The organism is Perspicuibacillus lycopersici, from assembly GCF_025660475.1.
Lineage (GTDB): Bacteria > Bacillota > Bacilli > Bacillales > Caldibacillaceae > Perspicuibacillus > Perspicuibacillus lycopersici.
Genome location: NZ_JAOUSF010000004.1, coordinates 131,878 through 149,772 on the forward strand (window position 1 = coordinate 131,878; position 17,895 = coordinate 149,772).

General features: G+C 35.3%; 18 protein-coding genes, 1 pseudogene and 2 riboswitches. Of the genes and pseudogenes, 13 read left to right on the plus strand and 6 right to left on the minus strand.

Going from position 1 to position 17,895, the window contains the following annotated elements; translation table 11 throughout:
* Window positions 1–91 precede the first annotated feature (91 nt).
* From OEV98_RS12770 to OEV98_RS12785, 4 genes are all read left to right on the plus strand, one after another.
* The gene (locus tag OEV98_RS12770; RefSeq protein WP_263073687.1) at window positions 92–733 is read left to right on the plus strand and encodes a lysozyme inhibitor LprI family protein; all 642 of its coding nucleotides are present in this window, start codon (window positions 92–94) and stop codon (window positions 731–733) included.
* 338 nt (window positions 734–1,071) lie between these two features.
* A riboswitch (purine riboswitch) is annotated at window positions 1,072–1,173 on the plus strand.
* Between the two features lie 126 nt (window positions 1,174–1,299).
* On the plus strand, window positions 1,300–2,493 hold the full coding sequence (locus OEV98_RS12775) for a nucleoside transporter C-terminal domain-containing protein (protein WP_263073688.1): 1,194 nt from the start codon (window positions 1,300–1,302) through the stop codon (window positions 2,491–2,493).
* A gap of 86 nt (window positions 2,494–2,579) precedes the next feature.
* Window positions 2,580–2,687: riboswitch (SAM riboswitch) on the plus strand.
* 155 nt (window positions 2,688–2,842) lie between these two features.
* Window positions 2,843–3,898, plus strand: a complete 1,056-nt coding sequence (locus OEV98_RS12780) for an LLM class flavin-dependent oxidoreductase (RefSeq protein WP_263073689.1) — start codon at window positions 2,843–2,845, stop codon at window positions 3,896–3,898.
* Window positions 3,899–3,910: 12 nt separating this feature from the next.
* On the plus strand, window positions 3,911–4,864 hold the full coding sequence (locus OEV98_RS12785; RefSeq protein WP_263073690.1) for an ATP-grasp domain-containing protein: 954 nt from the start codon (window positions 3,911–3,913) through the stop codon (window positions 4,862–4,864).
* Between the two features lie 68 nt (window positions 4,865–4,932).
* Here the strand turns inward: OEV98_RS12785 and OEV98_RS12790 are convergent, their stop codons facing one another.
* Entirely contained in the window at window positions 4,933–5,571 is a 639-nt protein-coding gene (locus OEV98_RS12790; RefSeq protein ID WP_263073971.1) for a TetR/AcrR family transcriptional regulator, read from the minus strand.
* A gap of 197 nt (window positions 5,572–5,768) precedes the next feature.
* Between OEV98_RS12790 and OEV98_RS12795 the strand changes: the two genes are divergently transcribed.
* The 4 genes and pseudogenes from OEV98_RS12795 to OEV98_RS12810 all read left to right on the plus strand — a co-directional run bounded on the left by OEV98_RS12795 (window position 5,769) and on the right by OEV98_RS12810 (window position 9,578).
* Window positions 5,769–6,530 carry an SDR family oxidoreductase gene (locus tag OEV98_RS12795; RefSeq protein WP_263073691.1) on the plus strand — a complete coding sequence of 254 codons (762 nt, stop codon included), beginning with the start codon at window positions 5,769–5,771 and terminating at the stop codon, window positions 6,528–6,530.
* Window positions 6,531–6,684: 154 nt separating this feature from the next.
* Window positions 6,685–6,867: pseudogene (locus tag OEV98_RS12800) on the plus strand (PTS sugar transporter subunit IIA); the annotation flags it as partial.
* Window positions 6,868–6,974: 107 nt separating this feature from the next.
* Window positions 6,975–7,934 (plus strand): mannose-6-phosphate isomerase, class I, encoded by a 960-nt coding sequence (gene manA / locus OEV98_RS12805; RefSeq protein WP_263073694.1) that lies wholly within the window; start codon window positions 6,975–6,977, stop codon window positions 7,932–7,934.
* Window positions 7,935–8,228: 294 nt separating this feature from the next.
* The gene (locus OEV98_RS12810; RefSeq protein ID WP_263073972.1) at window positions 8,229–9,578 is read left to right on the plus strand and encodes an MATE family efflux transporter; all 1,350 of its coding nucleotides are present in this window, start codon (window positions 8,229–8,231) and stop codon (window positions 9,576–9,578) included.
* A gap of 47 nt (window positions 9,579–9,625) precedes the next feature.
* Here the strand turns inward: OEV98_RS12810 and OEV98_RS12815 are convergent, their stop codons facing one another.
* Complete coding sequence (locus tag OEV98_RS12815) at window positions 9,626–10,162, minus strand: ribonuclease H-like YkuK family protein (protein ID WP_263073695.1); 537 nt, start codon at window positions 10,160–10,162, stop codon at window positions 9,626–9,628.
* A 256-nt stretch (window positions 10,163–10,418) separates the two neighbouring features.
* Entirely contained in the window at window positions 10,419–11,639 is a 1,221-nt protein-coding gene (locus tag OEV98_RS12820) for an EAL domain-containing protein (RefSeq protein ID WP_263073696.1), read from the minus strand.
* 185 nt (window positions 11,640–11,824) lie between these two features.
* Between OEV98_RS12820 and OEV98_RS12825 the strand changes: the two genes are divergently transcribed.
* The 4 genes from OEV98_RS12825 (at window position 11,825) to OEV98_RS12840 (ending at window position 14,150) form a co-directional block, all read left to right on the plus strand.
* Window positions 11,825–12,799: a cation diffusion facilitator family transporter gene (locus OEV98_RS12825; RefSeq protein ID WP_263073973.1), complete on the plus strand. Its 975-nt coding sequence runs from the start codon at window positions 11,825–11,827 to the stop codon at window positions 12,797–12,799.
* 289 nt (window positions 12,800–13,088) lie between these two features.
* Window positions 13,089–13,454 carry a DUF2089 domain-containing protein gene (locus OEV98_RS12830; protein WP_263073698.1) on the plus strand — a complete coding sequence of 122 codons (366 nt, stop codon included), beginning with the start codon at window positions 13,089–13,091 and terminating at the stop codon, window positions 13,452–13,454.
* A 15-nt stretch (window positions 13,455–13,469) separates the two neighbouring features.
* Complete coding sequence (locus OEV98_RS12835) at window positions 13,470–13,859, plus strand: SHOCT-like domain-containing protein (RefSeq protein WP_263073699.1); 390 nt, start codon at window positions 13,470–13,472, stop codon at window positions 13,857–13,859.
* A 9-nt stretch (window positions 13,860–13,868) separates the two neighbouring features.
* On the plus strand, window positions 13,869–14,150 hold the full coding sequence (locus OEV98_RS12840; RefSeq protein ID WP_263073700.1) for a hypothetical protein: 282 nt from the start codon (window positions 13,869–13,871) through the stop codon (window positions 14,148–14,150).
* Between the two features lie 155 nt (window positions 14,151–14,305).
* Here the strand turns inward: OEV98_RS12840 and OEV98_RS12845 are convergent, their stop codons facing one another.
* The 3 genes from OEV98_RS12845 to OEV98_RS12855 form a co-directional block, all read right to left on the minus strand.
* Complete coding sequence (locus OEV98_RS12845; protein ID WP_263073701.1) at window positions 14,306–15,511, minus strand: MFS transporter; 1,206 nt, start codon at window positions 15,509–15,511, stop codon at window positions 14,306–14,308.
* A complete protein-coding gene (locus tag OEV98_RS12850; RefSeq protein WP_263073702.1) occupies window positions 15,508–15,936 on the minus strand; it encodes a MarR family winged helix-turn-helix transcriptional regulator in 429 nt (142 codons plus the stop codon). The genes OEV98_RS12845 and OEV98_RS12850 overlap by 4 nt, the downstream gene beginning before the upstream one ends.
* Before the next feature lie 149 nt (window positions 15,937–16,085).
* Complete coding sequence (locus OEV98_RS12855) at window positions 16,086–16,529, minus strand: hypothetical protein (RefSeq protein ID WP_263073703.1); 444 nt, start codon at window positions 16,527–16,529, stop codon at window positions 16,086–16,088.
* A 136-nt stretch (window positions 16,530–16,665) separates the two neighbouring features.
* On the opposite strand from OEV98_RS12855, the gene OEV98_RS12860 reads away from it, so the two are divergent.
* Window positions 16,666–17,868 (plus strand): MFS transporter, encoded by a 1,203-nt coding sequence (locus tag OEV98_RS12860; protein WP_263073704.1) that lies wholly within the window; start codon window positions 16,666–16,668, stop codon window positions 17,866–17,868.
* The last annotated feature ends 27 nt before the right edge of the window (window positions 17,869–17,895 follow it).

Genomic DNA, 17,895 nt, shown 5'->3' on the forward strand with positions numbered 1-17,895 from the left:
TAGAATGTAGTGGAGTGGCTATTTGTATGTTTTTGAGTTCACTAGGATTAATAGCGAACTAATTTCAAATCATCGTTTAAGGAGAGAGACAATGAAAAAATTAGTAGCGTTAAGCATCCTATTATTATTATTAATATTAGCGGGATGTGAAGAAACAGAGAATGGATCAAGCAAGTCCAATATTGGACTAGAAGCGGGAACAGAATCGGTAGCAGGTACAGCCGACGATTCAAGCGAATTAAACGAAGCATTAGCAGAGGAGGAAGCTAGCTCCACCGAGGAAGAGAGTACTGCAGGCGAGGTAGTAGATGCAGATACTACAACAGAGGAAAACAATGAAGAAGCAGAGGATTCAAGCAGTGATGAATCATTGGAAGGCATTAGAGAAAAGTATTTGCAAATGCTAGAGAATACGGAAAAAGAAGTAGCAGATTTAGAGAAAATCGTCCAAAATGGAACCCAAACAGATATGGAACAAGCGCAGGCGGAAATTTATGCAGCATGGGATAAGGCGCTAAACGATATTTATGGGGAATTAAAGCGTCAATTATCTGAAAGTGATATGTATAGATTAAAAGAGGCTCAACGAGAATGGATTATCCAAAGAGATGATGCAGCCATAGCGGAATCGAAAAGATATGAAGGTGGATCATTAGAGTCCTTTACATATGTAAGCACGCAAACCGAAATAACAAAATTTAGATGCTATGATTTAATTGATATGTTTATGTAAATTAGAACGAAAATGATTTACGAAAAGAGTTAATAATAAGATGAGTAACTGACGTATGGATGGTATCCGTACGTTTTTTTATTTTTAGGATTTTTTCCACTATTTATTGCTATTGGCGTGAGATGTATTTGAGTTGATAGCTTTACGAATAGACATTTTCTTTCAAGGAAATTTTTATGATTTTTAACATGAATGAACCGAAAAATGAGCATACTATAGGACAAATAATACGGTTATGAATTATTTTATGTTTGCGAATCCTTCGGTAAATTTTATTATTACGAATAAAAGTGAACATATTGATAATCGAAACGGATAGGCGTATCATTTCTTTCATATCAATTTTAGCTCAATTTTCTTGTATATGATTAAGAATATGGCTTAATCGTTTCTACCTAGCAACCGTAAATCGCTAGACTACAGGAAAGTTTGATAATTAAGGATAAAGAAGAACGGACGGCATCTGCTTTTCTCTAGCTCTTATTTTTCATACTTTCTTGTTTGGAAGGTATAGGAAAAATAAGAGCTTTTTTAATTGGAGAATATGACATCTAGGAGTTGCTTTCATGTATATTTTATTAAACTTATTTGGCTTAATCGTTGTATTCGGTATCGTTTATTTATTATCACCGAATAAAAAAGGAGTAAAGTTACGACCACTCCTTTCGATTGTTATTGTAGAACTGCTTATTACGTGGTTTATGCTAGGGACAGAGGTTGGTAGTTGGGTTATTAATAAAATCGCGTCCTTCTTTACTTGGTTAATCGCTTGTAGCAGTGAAGGCATCGCATTTGTTTTCCCGTCTGCGATGGCAAATGAGACATTAGATTTTTTCTTTAGTGCACTACTACCGATAATATTTATTGTTACTTTTTTCGATATTCTTTCATATTTCGGGATTTTAACATGGTTGATTGATAAAATTGGCTGGGTTATTTCGAAGGTGTCTGGATTACCGAAATTAGAAAGCTTTTATTCCATTCAAATGATGTTTTTAGGAAATACAGAAGCATTGGCAGTTATTCGTAATCAGCTAGCAGTAATTAAAGAAAATCGTCTGCTTACTATCGGGATCATGAGCATGAGCTGTATTAGTGGATCGATTATTGGAGCATACTTAACAATGGTTCCTGCAGCATATGTATTTAGTGCCATACCGTTAAACTGTTTAAATGCACTTCTGATCGTCAATATATTAAATCCTGTTTCAGTGCCAAAGGAAGAGGATATCATTTATGAACAACCGAAATCGGAACGCAAGGATTTCTTCTCGACAATTTCTAATAGTATGATGGTTGGGATGAATATGGTCATTGTTATTACTGCTATGCTAATCGGGTATGTTGCCTTAACGGCAGCTATTAATGGGATTTTAGGTGCAATTGTTGATGGATTAACCATTCAGACCATTTTCTCATATATTTTTAGTCCATTTGCATTACTACTCGGCTTACCGATGCATGATGCAATGTATGTCGCACAATTAATGGGAACGAAATTAGCAACCAATGAATTTGTTGCGATGCTGGATTTGCAAACACAATTAGATTCACTTGCTCCCCATACGGTTGCGGTTGCATCAACATTTCTTGTTTCCTTTGCAAATTTCAGCACGATTGGAATGATTTATGGAACATATAATTCTATTCTATCGGAAGGAAAATCAGCAATTATCGGAAAAAATGTTTGGAAGCTACTCGTTAGTGGTATCGCAGTATCACTTCTTAGCGCAATGATTGTAGGGTTATTTATTTGGTAAGGGAGTAAAAACAAACTGTAATAATTAATTGACATTTCATAAATTTCGTATTATGATTCAATCATTAATTAAATATTTCTAGTTATTTCTTATCTAGAGAGGTGGAGGGATATGGCCCTATGAAACCTCAGCAACAGGTTCTTTAGTAGAATACTGTGCTAATTCCATCAAGCAGGCTGCTTGAAAGATAAGAAAAGATGTTTCGTAATAAAAACTCTTTTCTTATTTTGAGAAAAGAGTTTTTTTGTTGATTGCATTGACGAAGAAGCATTTTTATCATTCGTATTGCAATACGTTATGGAGTTTCAGATACTACCTAGAAATGAATAAAGAAAGGGATGGATGGAGAATGAAATATGGATTTTGGTTACCGATTTTTGGAGGCTGGTTAAGAAATGTTACAGAGGAAAACATGCCGCCAACCTTTGAATATGCGAAGAAGGTTATTCAATCCGCGGAAAAATGGGGATATGATACAACGTTAATTGCGGAATTATATTTAAATGATATTAAAGGGACGGATAAGGATTCGATTGAGGCATGGTCAACAGCAGCAGCACTTGCAGCTGTTACAGAAAAAATAGAAATTATGACCGCCGTTCGGCCAATCTATCATAATCCAGCAGTTACTGCAAAGATGGCAGCAAATATTGATCATATTAGTAATGGTAGATTTACATTGAATGTCGTTTCTGGCTGGTGGGCAGAGGAGGCAAAGCAATATGGCGGTGATTTTACAGCACATGATGAACGGTATGACCGAACAAAGGAATTTCTAGAAGTGTTAAGAGGTTTATGGACAGAAGAAACCTTCTCTTACAATGGAAAGTTTTATCAACTTGAAAATACGAAGCTCTATCCGAAGCCCGTCCAACGGCCGAATCCGGTATTATATGCAGGTGGCGAAAGTGAAAAAGGAAAGCAAATAATTTCCACACTATGTGATGCATATGTTATTCATGGACATACGATAGAAGAAGCAGCAGTAAAAATTCAAGAGATGAAAGAGCGTAGACAACAAACGGGCCGAGAGCCACTGCAATCCTTTGGGATGGCAGCCTATGTCATTTGCCGCGATACAGAGGAAGAAGCCCAAGAAGAGCTTAAGCGAATTACGACAGTAGACGATTTAAGTGGCTATGCGGGATTCGAGGATTTTACTTCTAAATCTGAGCTAGAGCAGCAAATAAAGCTTCAGGATTATTCAGTATCGAATCGAGGCTTACGACCGAATCTAATTGGTACACCAGAACAAATAGCAAGACAAATTTTAGAATTTGAAAAAGTAGGAGTTAATCTGCTATTATTGCAATGTTCCCCACAGCTAGAAGAGCTGGAACGTTTTGCAAAGCAAGTAATGCCAAAGGTCGAGGAGCTGCGTTTTAGCTTGTCAAACATTGATTAGGGAGAGATAAAAATGAGTAAAATATTTGTTATTCATGAAAATAATGAATGGACGGAGCATTTATTTAAAAGATTAGAAGAATTAAGTCTCCCATATGAGGATTGGCATTTGGACAATGGTGTGGTTAATCTTTTATCAGAGCCTCCGGAGGGAATTTATTATAGTCGCATGAGTGCTTCCTCCCATACGAGAGGACACCGGTTTGCACCAGAGCTAACAAGTTCGGTTTTGGCTTGGTTAGAGCATCATGGAAGAACCGTTATTAATGGTAGTCGTGCCATCCAATTAGAAGTGAGTAAAGTACTGCAGTATTTAGAACTAGAAAAATATGGAGTGAAAACACCGAAGACAATTGCAGCTGTTGGTAACGAAGCGATTATTAAAGCAGCAAATGCGTTTAAAGGTAAAAAGTTCATTACGAAGCATAACCGTGCAGGTAAAGGACTTGGGGTACAACTGTTTAACTCTGTCGAGGCATTACAAGCATATATCGATGGACCTGAATTTGAAGAGCCTGTCGATGGAATTACATTGATTCAGGAATATATCGAATCACCAGAATCGTATATTACCCGCTGTGAGTTTATTGGTGGAAAATTCTTTTATGCGGTTCGTGTTGATACTTCTGGTGGGTTCCAATTATGCCCTGCGGATGCTTGCCGAATTGATGATCTATTTTGTCCAGTAGGGGAGGTCAATGAAGCTCCTGCAATGTTTGAAATTATCAAAGGCTTTCATGACCCAATTCTAGAAAAATATGAAAAAGTATTGGCGGCAAATAATATTCAAGTAGCCGGAATCGAATTTATCAAAGATAAAGAGGGCACGATTTATACGTACGATATTAATACGAATACAAATTATAATAGTGAAGCAGAAGCAAGTGCAGGAAAATACGGCATGCTACAGGTGGCAAAATATTTAGGTAGTCAGCTAGAAAAATTACAAAAACCTATACATGTTTAGCTTAACCAAATAAGAAAAACCTAATGATTGGCTAAAGCGAATCATTAGGTTTCTTGCAATTGCTAGAATCATCCTTTTTCCAGGCTGGTTGAGGATATTAGCTGATTGACATTCGATTTTTTGGATGTATCAATTATCGGCTTAAACGAGCTGTAGGAAATAATCTCGATTAATTGATCTGCCATATATTTAGTAGAATAGATGAATCCCTCCTTCACCCATTCTACGATTAAACCGAAAAGTGCATAGGAAGTGTAGCTTGAGTATAGATTCCTATTAATAGTATTTTTCACGTTTATTACATTCTGTAAATCTAAGAGCGATAATTGCTTTAAAACATCACATATTTTATTTTGGAAACCTGGTAACACATTGGAATTCACGATTATCGTATAAAATTTAGCATAAGAAGCAACATGCTCAAAAATTTTTACGGCACCAGAGGTAAGCTCGCTAATTGCAAATTTATCTGTATGAAGATATGGTTCACGGTAAGAATGGACTAAATCATGGATTACATCATCTATCAACTCGTCAAGTAATTCTTCCTTCGATTGATAATGCTTATAAAATGTTCCTCGATTCAAGTTTGAAATGTTTACCAAATCTGTAATCGTTATTTTACGAAAATCCTTTTCCTCCATCAGCTGCAGAAGTGCATCTTTCAAAGCGGATTTTGATTTATTAATCCTTCTATCAATAATCATCAACAAAACACCACCTAAATGGCTATTATTTTTGCCCTATTGTACAAAATAGGTCGAAAGCATTTATTAGTCAACATTTGCAACAGAAATTGCATATTGTTACATCCATTATAGAATATTAAGATGGAAATATACAGATGTTAGCGCTTCCTAGCATATGTATTACAAATATACTAATGGTAAAGGTGGTATGAAGGATGAAACTAGGTGGTAAAGTAGCAGTAGTAACAGGTGCGGCTTCCGGAATGGGGAAGGCAATCGCTGCATTGTATGCTAAAGAAGGTGCAAAAGTTATAGTTGCCGATCTAAATATTGACGGTGCCGAACAAGTAGCAGCTGAAATTACAAGCAATGGTGGAACGGCTAAAGCAGTTCAAGCGAATGTTGCAAAATTAGAGGATATTGAAAACATGATTGATACAGCGGTCAATGAATTTGGCACACTTGATATATTAGTAAACAATGCAGGGATTATGGACGGATTTGAGCCGGTTGGAGAAATTCCAGATGAAAAATGGGATTTAATTTTTGAAGTAAATACAAAAGGTGTTATGCGTGCAATGCGTAAAGCAATTCCAATCTTTTTAGAAAAAGGAAAAGGAAATATTATTAATATTGCTTCTACAGGTGGATTAAACGGTGCTCATGCAGGTGCTGCCTATGGTGCTTCTAAGCATGCAGTAGTTGGATTAACAAAGAACACTGGTTTCATGTATGCTAATGAAGGTATTCGTTGCAATGGTATTGCACCAGGCGGTGTAAATACGAATATTGGTTCTTCAATCAAAAATGTTAGTGAGTTTGGTATGAAACGTTCACAAGTAGCACAAAGTGTAATGCCAAAAATGGGCGAACCAGAAGATATTGCACAAGCAGCACTATTTTTAGCTTCTGAGGAGTCCAATTTTGTTAATGGAACAATCCTTACAGTAGATGGTGGCTGGACAGCAGCATTTTAATACGATTGGTATACAAACCCCGTTAGTCGCTTGATGAAACGGGGTTTTTCTATTTACTTTTATTCTCCAAATAAAGACTGAAAAACTTCCCCAACTTAATTTAAATATCCATAATTTGTTAACTATTCCATTAAAAGTACGTGGAATGATTGACTTAGATGGCACCGACGCTAAAATTATCTTTATGATCGCAGTACCAGAAAAGGCAGCAGGAGATGCACATCTACGAATCCTACAAATGCTTTCGAGAAAATTAATGAATGATAGCTTTAGAGAGCAATTATTAAAAGTAACATCTAAACAAGAAGCATTCGAATTATTAGATACTATTCAATAAAGAAAAGCTGTAATAAAATCTGAATAAATTTGGAAAAAGGAGCGGAATCTGCTCTCTTTTCGATTATAATAATTAGTAGTAATTGTTGATGGAGGTAACTGGACATTATGTATAAGGAAGAACCGATATTTTTACAACCTGTATTTCAAGAAAGAATCTGGGGTGGAAACAAGCTAGAAACAGAATTTAACTATACAATCCCATCTAGCCAAACAGGAGAAGCATGGGTGATTTCTGCACATCCACATGGCCCAAGTATTATCAAAAATGGACCACTTGCAGGAAAAACATTAGCAGATGCATGGAATGAGCATGGAGAACTATTTAATAAACAAGTTGATCAAAATGAAGAATATCCATTGCTTGTAAAAATTTTAGATGCAGCCGATGATCTTTCCGTCCAAGTTCATCCAAACGACCAATTTGCACGAGAAGTAGAAGGAGTTCCATATGGGAAGACGGAATGCTGGTATGTGTTAAGTGCAGAGGAAGGTGCAGAACTAGTACTTGGCCACCATGCCCAAACGAAAGAAGAATTTGCGGATATGGTTGATAATGGAGAATGGGACAAGCTATTACGCCGAGTAAAAGTAAAGGCAGGAGATTTTGTTTACGTACCTAGTGGAACTATCCATGCGATTGGAAAAGGAATCGTTATTTTAGAAACACAACAAAGCTCTGATATTACCTACCGCGTGTACGATTATGACCGGAAGGATGCAGCAGGAAATAAACGAGAATTACATTTGGAACGAGCAAAGGAAGTATCCACTGTTCCACATCAAGATGCTATTGTTGAACAAAAAACGGTAAGCTTTGAAGATTTAGTCGAAAAGAAACTTGTTGAGGCCCAATATTTCACAGTCTATCATTGGGAATTAAATGGTACAGTTACTCGTCAAATAACGAATAACTTTTTACAAGTTAGTGTCACCGAAGGTAAAGCAGAAATTATCATCGATGGAAAATCCTTTGGAGTAGAAAAAGGCACGCATTTCCTATTGCCAAATGGTATCCGCGAATACTCTCTATCTGGAAACGCAAAATTTATTGTTTCTCATGAATAAGTAAGTGTTGGAAAAACGAACGATATAAATAAGCTAAAAAGTAGTTCTATATTCAAGTTCCAGTTATTCATGGTATTTGAATGTGAACTACTTTTTCTTTTACCTTTCATTAAAGATAATTCTTTAGATACAAGTCTTTATAGAAGAAAAAATACTGTACTCTTTTTTGAATAATGTTATAATTATCCGTGTTTATTAATCGACTACAGATAAATGAAACACAATCTATGTAAAGAAGTGTGTTGCAAAGTGAAAAGCATAAAATCGAAGTTAGAACAACAAACCGCTTTTTTAATGAATAAATATTTCACAGGAGAATCCATTGATTATAAGCAAATTATCGCTATTATTCTACCAATTCTTGTCGACCAAGCATTTCTAATCTTAATGAGCTTATTAAACACGGCGATGATAAGCTCATCAGGTGTTGCGGCAGTAAGTGCCGTAAGTATGGTAGATTCGCTAAATATTTTTTTAGTGAACGTTTTTATCGCAGTTGCAACCGGGGGTACGGTTATTGTAGCGCAATACAAGGGAATCGGGAATCAGCAAATGGTTTCTAAAACAGCGACCCAAGCAATTTCAGCTGTAACCATTTTTTCTATTCTATTAAGCGTTCTCGTAATTTGTTTTCATGTTCCATTACTAGATTTACTATTTGGAAAAGCAGAGGCAGATGTGTTACAAAACGCAAAAATATATTTAATTGGAAGCTGTCTTTCCTATCCATTAATTGCGATTTTCCAAGCAGTTTCTGGATCATTACGAGGGGTAGGGGAAACGAAACCAGTCCTTAACTTATCGTTATTAATAAATGTGACAAATACGATTTTAAATATATTATTGATTACTATTTTTGACCTAGGTGTAATAGGATTAGTAATTTCTACCGTTACTGCTCGATTATTAGGAGTAATTGCATCCTTAATTTATATTATCAAATATAATGATACGATTCGATTTAGAGTAAAAAATGCATTGAAATTGGACTTTTCTATTTTGAAAAAGGTAATGTTTATAGGTTTGCCTTTTGCGGCAGAGCAAATATTTTTTAATGGTGGTAAGCTTTTAACACAAACCTTTATTGTTCAGCTTGGAACATTAGCATTAACAGCAAATGCCATTGGAAATTCCATCATTATGTTAATGCAAATTGGACCAAATGCAATTAGTATTGCGATCATTACAGTTGTCGGCCAATGTATCGGCAGAAGAAATATTGCGGACGCGAGGAAGTTTACGAAATCATTAATTGGTTTAGCGATGGTATTCTTTGTTGTAACAACGCTGATTTTATTGCCGTTTTTCCCATTACTGATGAAGATGTTTAGTGCGCCAGCGGAAATTATTCCGACAATATTTACGCTCGTTATTATTTGTGCCATCTCACAGCCATTCTTTTGGTCGCCCAGTTTTATTTTACCATCCGCATTACGTGCAGCAGGAGATTCGAATTTCACTTCCGTCACTTCATTATTAACAATGTGGCTGTTACGGGTAATTCTTGGTTATGTTTTAGGAATTACATTAGGATTCGGTATTGTTGGTGTTTGGATTGCGATGAATGTAGAATGGGTCGTTCGGGGTGCTATCTTTGTTTGGAGATTTAAAGGTGTAAAATGGTACGCCCATAAACTAGTATAATAACCGGGTCAGGCTAATCTCCTTTTGGAAATTACCTGACCCATTTTTTATTTCGTGTAACGATTGGCATAGCAGCTAGCGACAAAGGAATCTGGTTTAATTTTCGGCTGTAAACCAAGCGACTCCATGCGAGCGACCATTTCATTTACAAATACTTTTGTTTTGTTGCGGCTGCCAGATCCGATATCAATATGACCTTCGACTATAAAGCCAGCACCTTTGTATATATTAGGTAAAATAATATTTATTAATTGATCTTTTCTTTCTTCAGTAAACATGGCTACCACTTCTTCTGTTAAGGTGGTTTCATAGGATATGCGCTCGTGAAGATTGGTCATTTTTCGAGGAACTACTACTTTCCGAATGCAAGCCCATGCCCCTTTTGTTGGCTGTTGAATAACAATACCAGTAATGAATTTCGTATACTGTGGATGCACCTGTGAATCCGTACCAAACATTAAACGATAATTTCCTTTTGGATCCTTTTTCATAAATTGCAGGATATTCTGAAAAACTTGCTCAAATGACATATTTTTTTGACTTAAATTTTGAAAGGTATAATCGAAAACTTTAAATTTTTTCATGTTTCCCTTCCTTATCTGTAGTCAAGTTGTTTTTACAGTATATTCACTATTTATTATAATGATTGGGGAACATTAACATTCCCGAAAAATTGTTAGGAGTTTGTAAACGATAGTTTCATCCCCTAAAATCTTCCTTAACCTGCATTATTCGCTAAAAAATCGTTTTTATTCCATTGTTTTTTATTTTTTGAAAAAGTCTCAGGACATGAAAAAGCCAAGCTTTAATAAAGCTTGGCTAGTATCGTTTACTTCAACTTTATAATAACCCTTCTTGTTCAAATAAATAAGCATAAGGAATATCAAGAAATATATATAATGTTTCTGAAATAGGATAGGAGTAGGTTCGAATTTGTTCCTCCCGTTCAATATCAGTATATAAATCTGACAAGATTCCTTTCTTTTCTACATTCATGCGGGCGATATTTTCCAAGAAGTATGGACGCCAGCTCCAATTTTTTTGTCTTCCCTTTGGAAGTAGCTCCCAATTTCCATCTTTATTTTTTTCCGCATTGGAAGAAAGCTGTAGCCCTTCATCATTACAAATAAATACCCGGAAACCGTAGTTTGCACAAGCATTTCCAATTTTCAAGAGCATCTCATCATACGTATCCTCAGGCTTAATGGTATTTAACGTAGTTTTAAATTGTTGATTAATTTCATTTGTTAAAGCTAATTGTGCCTTAATCTTCTTGCGCTCAAAATTAACAAAATGTTGGAAGTCTGTTTGAATTTTTTCCTTACAAAAATCAACTGCAACGAATTCTCGCTGTGGACGGCCGAGATAACTCCCTTGATAATAGCGCCCCCCATTTCGCCAAGCATAATTAAGCTGATTGTAGGAAGTGATACCGGTAAACATTAATGTTGCTCCAATTTTTCGTGATAATAACGAAATGGAATGATGTACATCACGATATAAGTGTGGTAGCTCATGATCGTGTAAAAATCCGACATCCAATTTTACGAGATTTGGTTTTATTTTTGCGAGACGATCCAAGTTCCCGTTCCGTTCACCGAAATCATTGAGGGCAATCCGAAGCCCCATTGTCTTCATGTAGAAGAATAATTTTTGCACCGAATCGAGCTGATCAGCAGGGAATTCTTCTTTTAATTGAATAATAATTTTATTTAAATTCAGGCCTCTATCTGCATATTCTTGTAAAAGGGATAGTAGTGCTTCTCCGTTATCTTTATAAAGTAAAAGAGCATCGTAATGAAAAAATAATTCTATGGAAGAATCCGTATTTAAGTAATAATCCAATGCTTTTTGAAGGACTACATTTTTTAATTCTAGGCGAAATTCATCCGGTATGGTGGAATCTTTGAAAAACCAGCCAAGGTTTTGAACGTCGTCCGAGGAATTCTGGAAATATGCTAGTACTTCATAGCCAATAACCTGTTGTGTATCAGCACTTAAAACAGGCTGATAATATGGTATTACGTTTTCCGGGTTTAGCATGATATCAAATGGATCCAATGTAATTACCTCCACCACTGACAATGATATTTACCCATTATATTATAAAAAAGTCGTGTACGGAACTTGGAACCTTCGTACACGAAATTGGAATGATTCGAACAACTGTCGAAAACAAACGCGAATTCAATAAAGGAAAGTTGATAATAGTAAGTAAGTAGAGATAAGGAGGAATGTGAATGGCAGTGAAAGAAAATTTATTAAAACAAGGAAATAAATCAGCACTAATTGCCGCTATAGTAAATGCAATTATAGCCTGTATAAAAGGAGTAGCATATTTTTTTACTGGAAATGTAGCGATGTTTGCAGAAACGATGCATTCATTAGGAGATGCGGCAAATCAATTTTTCGTATTTATCGGCAGTGCTTTAAGTAAGAAGCGACCGACAGAACGATTTCCGAACGGATTTGGCAGACTTGTAAACCTCGTGCTACTTGGAGCAGTAATAATTGTCGGCATTATGAGCTATGAGACAATAAAAGAAGGCATCCACCATATTATACACCCAACGGAATCTAAAGGTATATTCATTAATATTACGGTACTAGTACTTGGAGTTTTGTTAGAATCATTTGTGCTGTATAAAGCAATGACAGAAATTGCCCATGAAACAAAAATTAATGCTAAAGGAATCTCCTTGTTATGGAAAAGCTTTGCGGGATTATCACGTGCAAAGCCAGCGACTAAACTTGTATTTATGGAGGATTTAGTGGCAACGCTAGGTGGTTTAATAGCGATCATCGGCATTCTCCTCTCGTATTTTTTTGGTCTCCATGCAGCAGAAGGAATTGCCTCCATTTTGATCGGTATTATGATGTTTTTTGTTGTCGGGAAAGTATTTTTAGATAATGCAAGAGGTGTACTTGGGGAAGCAGATGAGGAAATGGAAGAAGAAATCGCACAATACATATTTACAAACCCAGAAATTAAAGATATCCAAACGTTATATGTTGCAAAGGAAGGAGAGGATTATCATGTCGAGATGAAGCTAGAAATTGATTCCACGCTAACAGTTGGAGAAGCAAATGCTATAAAAGATCGACTAGAAGAGAAAATCCATGAAATGAAAGGCGTAACAGATGTCATTATCGAATTCGACGAGGATGACGCAATACCTACTTGGCAACGAGAAAAATCAACAGGAAAAGAAAATGAATAAAGCAAAAAGCATAAGCATTTTCCATTTAATGCTTATGCTTTTTAATTGAAAGGTTAAAATTTTAAAATATACACTTAAAAAAATTAAAAAAGTTAATTTATATATTAAAAAAATGAATATTTCGCTTGAATTAAATCGAGTTATGTAATATGATGATTTCAAATAGCTGTTTTCTCAATTGCATAAGTTTTTAACAAAATAAGAACTTTGGAAAAACTGTTGATTGAATTCTATTAGCACAATTTTATAGAACAGCAGTATTTTAAATTTAAGGAGGGGGCTAGTAAACATGGCATATCAAGTTATTAGCCAATGTCCGGTGTGCAGCGAAACATTGAAAATTACAAAGTTACACTGCTCCCATTGTCAAACAACGATAGAAAATGAATTTGAGTTATCTAAATTAGCATCATTATCGAGTGAACAGCTACGATTTGTGGAAGTGTTTCTAACTTGTAGGGGCAATATTAAAGAAGTAGAAAAGGAATTAAGTATATCTTATCCAACCGTACGCGGTAAGCTAAATGAGGTCATTAGCTCCTTAGGATATGATACAAAAAAGAAAAATGAAATTGATGAAAAAACAGTAGTAACAATGTTAGAAAACGGGGAAATTTCGCCAGATGAGGCACTCAAGCTTTTAAAAAATGAATAATAGGGGGAATAAGGCATGAAAAACGAAATCGAAAAAGTATTAACAATGGTTCAAGAAGGAAAAATAGATGCAGCAAAGGCATCGGAATTGATTTATTTATTAAATGAAAGAGAATCAGGAAATACAACAAAGACCTCTAAAGCAACAAAATATACCGATAAAATTTTGAGGATCCGGATTGTATCGGAAGAAGATGGCAATGTTTCTGTTAATCTACCAATTAAGCTCATAAAAGTTTTATTATCTGCCGGGATGAATATTGCTGCAAGTATTCCAGAATCGGAAAAATACGTGAAAAATATTGATCTCAATGTTATTCTCGAAGCAATCGATAATGAATTAGATGGAGAAATTATCGATGTGAAATCTTCAAATGGGGAAATCGTATCCATTACGATCGAATAGGAGCTTTTCATGATAACGATTAAAGTGAAAACAAATGGGAAAAAGTTTTTCGTGCCTATTCCATATGGATTGCTGAACCTAGGTATTAACATACTATCATCCGATTTCATAACAAAACAACTTAATAAAGCGGTAAAAGGTAACGGAGAAGATAAAAAAAGCACATTTACGATGCCTCCTTTAGAAAAAGAAAACTTAAAGAAAGTTGTGAAGGAGTTAAAGAAATATAGAGGCTATGAGATTGTGAAAATAAAGGATAAAGATGGTACAGAAATATTCATAAAGTTATAGAATAGGATTGTCTAACTTGAATAATATAAGTAAAACCCAAGAATGAAATTATTTCTACATTCTTGGGTTTTTGTTCAGGTGAAAGAAAGCCTAAATAAGCTTTAATAAATGTCCAAGCTACGGATTTATCCCTCCACTATTAAATTTCATTACTGTTATTGTTGAACGGATTCTGTTTGATTGCTTTTACGTACCCCAATATTTTTTCCATGTAGGAAATAGTAAAGAATTAAACAAGCAATCACAACAACCCCCATTGTCTCATACAATTTTTGGAATCCAATAATTGGGATAAACAATCCTAATAGGAAAGGACCAACCCCTAGACCGAAATCTAAAAAGATAAAATAAGTTGAAGTTGCTAATCCCATACGATGCTTAGGTGAAACTTTAATCGCTATTGCTTGTGCAGCGGCTGAATACGTTCCATATCCTAATCCAACAAAAGCACCGGCTATTAGTAAGAAGTAGCCTTGATGAGCCTGACTTAATGTCCATAATCCAATCGCAAAAAGAACAAGAGATGGATATACAACAAAATTTTCTCCTTTTTGGTCAAACCAACGACCAGTAAAAGGTCTGGAAGCTAAAATGACTATCGCATAAACAATAAAGAAGAAGCTAGCTACATCAACTAATTTAATTTCTTGTGCATACGAAGTTAGGAAAGAAAGAATGCTAGAGTATCCTAATCCGATAAACAAGCTGATGAAGGAAATTGAAAATGCCTTAGGCTCAAAGAAGTTACTTAGCTTAAAGCTATTCATATTTTTCAATTGCTCTTTTGTAAATTCCGCCTTCGGTATTATCATGAAAAGGGAGGCAAGGAAGCTTAATCCTAAAAGAATCGTACATAGAATTAAATTCATCTCAAAACCAACATGCTGATTAATGTACATTCCTAAAAATGGACCAACTGCAGCAGCCAGTGTCACACTTAGTGCATAATATCCAGTACCTTCTCCTCTTCGTTCATTCGGAATAATGCTTGAAACAATCGTACCAGTTGCTGTAGAAGCTAAACCAAATGCTGCTCCGTGGAAAAGCCGGATAAGTAAAAGAATGGAAACACTTGATACGACAAAATATAACAGGGTAATAATCAAGAAAAATGTGAATCCAGTGTACAGAATTTTTTTTCGGCCGATTTGTTCAATTGATTTCCCGGCAAAAAGTCTTCCTACTAATGTACCGACAATAAAAATTCCGGAAGCAAGTCCGGCTAAGCTAGGGGAGGCATGAAATTTCTCTGTTGCAAAAACGGTGACAGTCGCGATTAATAAATAAAATGTAAAATAAAGAAAAAAGTTTGCAACCGAAACGATAATAAAGTCCTTCGTCCATAGGTTTGGTTTATTCATTCATTATGACCTTCTTTTTTTAGAATATTATTTCGTACTTTTGGCAGCATCTCGAACACTGCTTGTTGTTGTTCCTCTGGAATTCCTTCCATTATTTGCATTTCTAATGCAGTGATTTTTTTTCTACACGCTTGATATATTTCTTCCCCGGTATTTGTTAATTGAATGATTTTTTCCCGTTTGTCTTTTCCGGGAATTTGGATAACGAGTGAATTTTCTTCTAGTCGGTGAACATTTCTTGTGATACTAGGTTTTTCCACATGATAATAATTGGCAATCTCCACTAACGTAGAAGGGCCGTACTCCTTAATGAAATAAATGATCTGCCAATGGGAATAGGAAAGATTATAGTCACTAAGTAAATGATTTAATTGGCTAATTAACGGGCGGTAAAGCTTAATAAAGCGTCGGAAAAATCCTTCCATACAAATCCCCCTGCATAAAAATAGTTACCTTGATTAATTATTAACAAAGGTAACTATATAGGAAATTGAAAATAATTTCAATAGGAAAAAAGCCCAAAACCTTCTTTTGGAGAAAAAAGGAGCGGGCCAATGGCTTTATTTTACTGCCGTTATGCAGATAGTAAAGCATCAATAACGATTAAATAGTTTCTAAGTGGAATAATTGGAATAAAAATAGAAAACAATAAATTACTGTCAAATAATGCCCGTGGAAATCGTTTTCCCTTCCTCCGGAGCCTGATGAAATAAATAATGGATAGGGTGACAAAAGAGTATAAAAGCCAGTAAAAATCCTTTTGCTTTTTAATAATCGAGCGGAACTCCTCAAGTGTAAAAATTGCATCTTTCGGTTCATACTCATATCGTACATCCTCCGTACCGAAAAGGGTTAATCCTTTTACTACAACTGTAGTATCCGTTTCCGAAATGATAGTATATCCATTCGGTAGAAATGACAATGGAAAAACAACAATATAAAACAAGCAAAATACAACAATGATTAATGATAATACAATGGCAATTTTCTTCGTCCAGGATTTCAATTTTTCTGTCATAGTGGACCTCCTTATGTTATTACTATTTTATCAGAAAAATAGTAATTATCTAAAGTCGCAGAAAGTATTTTCTATTAAAATAGTGGACATAAACTTTCAAAAGGTATATAAATTAATAAGTATGGGGGTATGAAGATTGAATAAATCAAAATTATGGACGAAAAATTTTATTACGATTGCTTTAGCTAATTTATTTGTAGCATTAAGTTTTTATTTATTAATGACTACAATGGCTGTTTTTGCAATCGAACAATTCCATGCTTCCGAAAGTAAAGCAGGACTTGCTGCCAGTATTTTTATTATTGGCGCATTGTTATCACGTCTTTTTGCAGGAAAGTATATTGAAGTGGTTGGAAGAAGAAATATGCTTTTTGGAAGTTTACTATTATTTTTTATCGCTACATTACTCTATTTTCCTGTAGCTTCTTTAAATCTTTTACTATTGGTGCGGTTTATCCATGGAGTCGCATTCGGTGTGGCTAACACTGCGTTATCCACTATCGCAATGGACATGATTCCGAATGATCGTCGAGGAGAAGGAACAGGATACTACTCCTTAAGTGCTACTGGAGCAACGGCAGTCGGTCCATTCCTTGGATTATTTATTTCACAGCATGCAGCACCAAAAATGATTTTTGTTGCGTGTACATTGTTTACAGTTGTTTCAATCTTTATTTTACTATTTACAAAAATTCCTCAAGCAACGATTACAATGGCCCAGTTGGAAGAAATGAAAAGAGGCTTTAAACTACAGGACTTTTTTGAAAGAAAAGCATTACCTATTTCCATAGTTATGATTTTTATGGGGATTGCGTATTCTGGTATTGTTTCTTTTATTAATTCCTATGCAATTGATATCGATTTAGTAGAATCTGGAAGTCTATTTTTTATTATTTATGCAGTCTTTTTATTTCTTTCCAGACCGTTCACGGGTCGATTGCTAGATGCTAAAGGGGATAATATTGTTATTTATCCTGCGCTGATAATCTTCTCCTTGAGTTTACTTTTGCTTAGCCAGGTCCATCACGCATTTGTCTTTCTATTATGTGGGGCATTAATTGCGCTAGGTTTTGGAACGATGATGTCCAGTGCACAGGCTATCGCTATTAAATTGTCGCCCAAACATCGTGTTGGATTAGCTACTTCAACTTTCTTTATTTGCTTGGATGGTGGAATGGGAATTGGGCCATTTCTTATTGGAATGATTGTTCCGCATGTAGGCTACCGTGGGATGTATATTGCTTTAGCAATTCTTGTTTTCTTATCAATCTATTTATATTATTTTTTACACGGAAAAAAAGGAACAATCGCTCAGCAGCAATCCCCTGCTGCATCATAAGTTTAAAAGCCGGTAGCGAGTGCTATC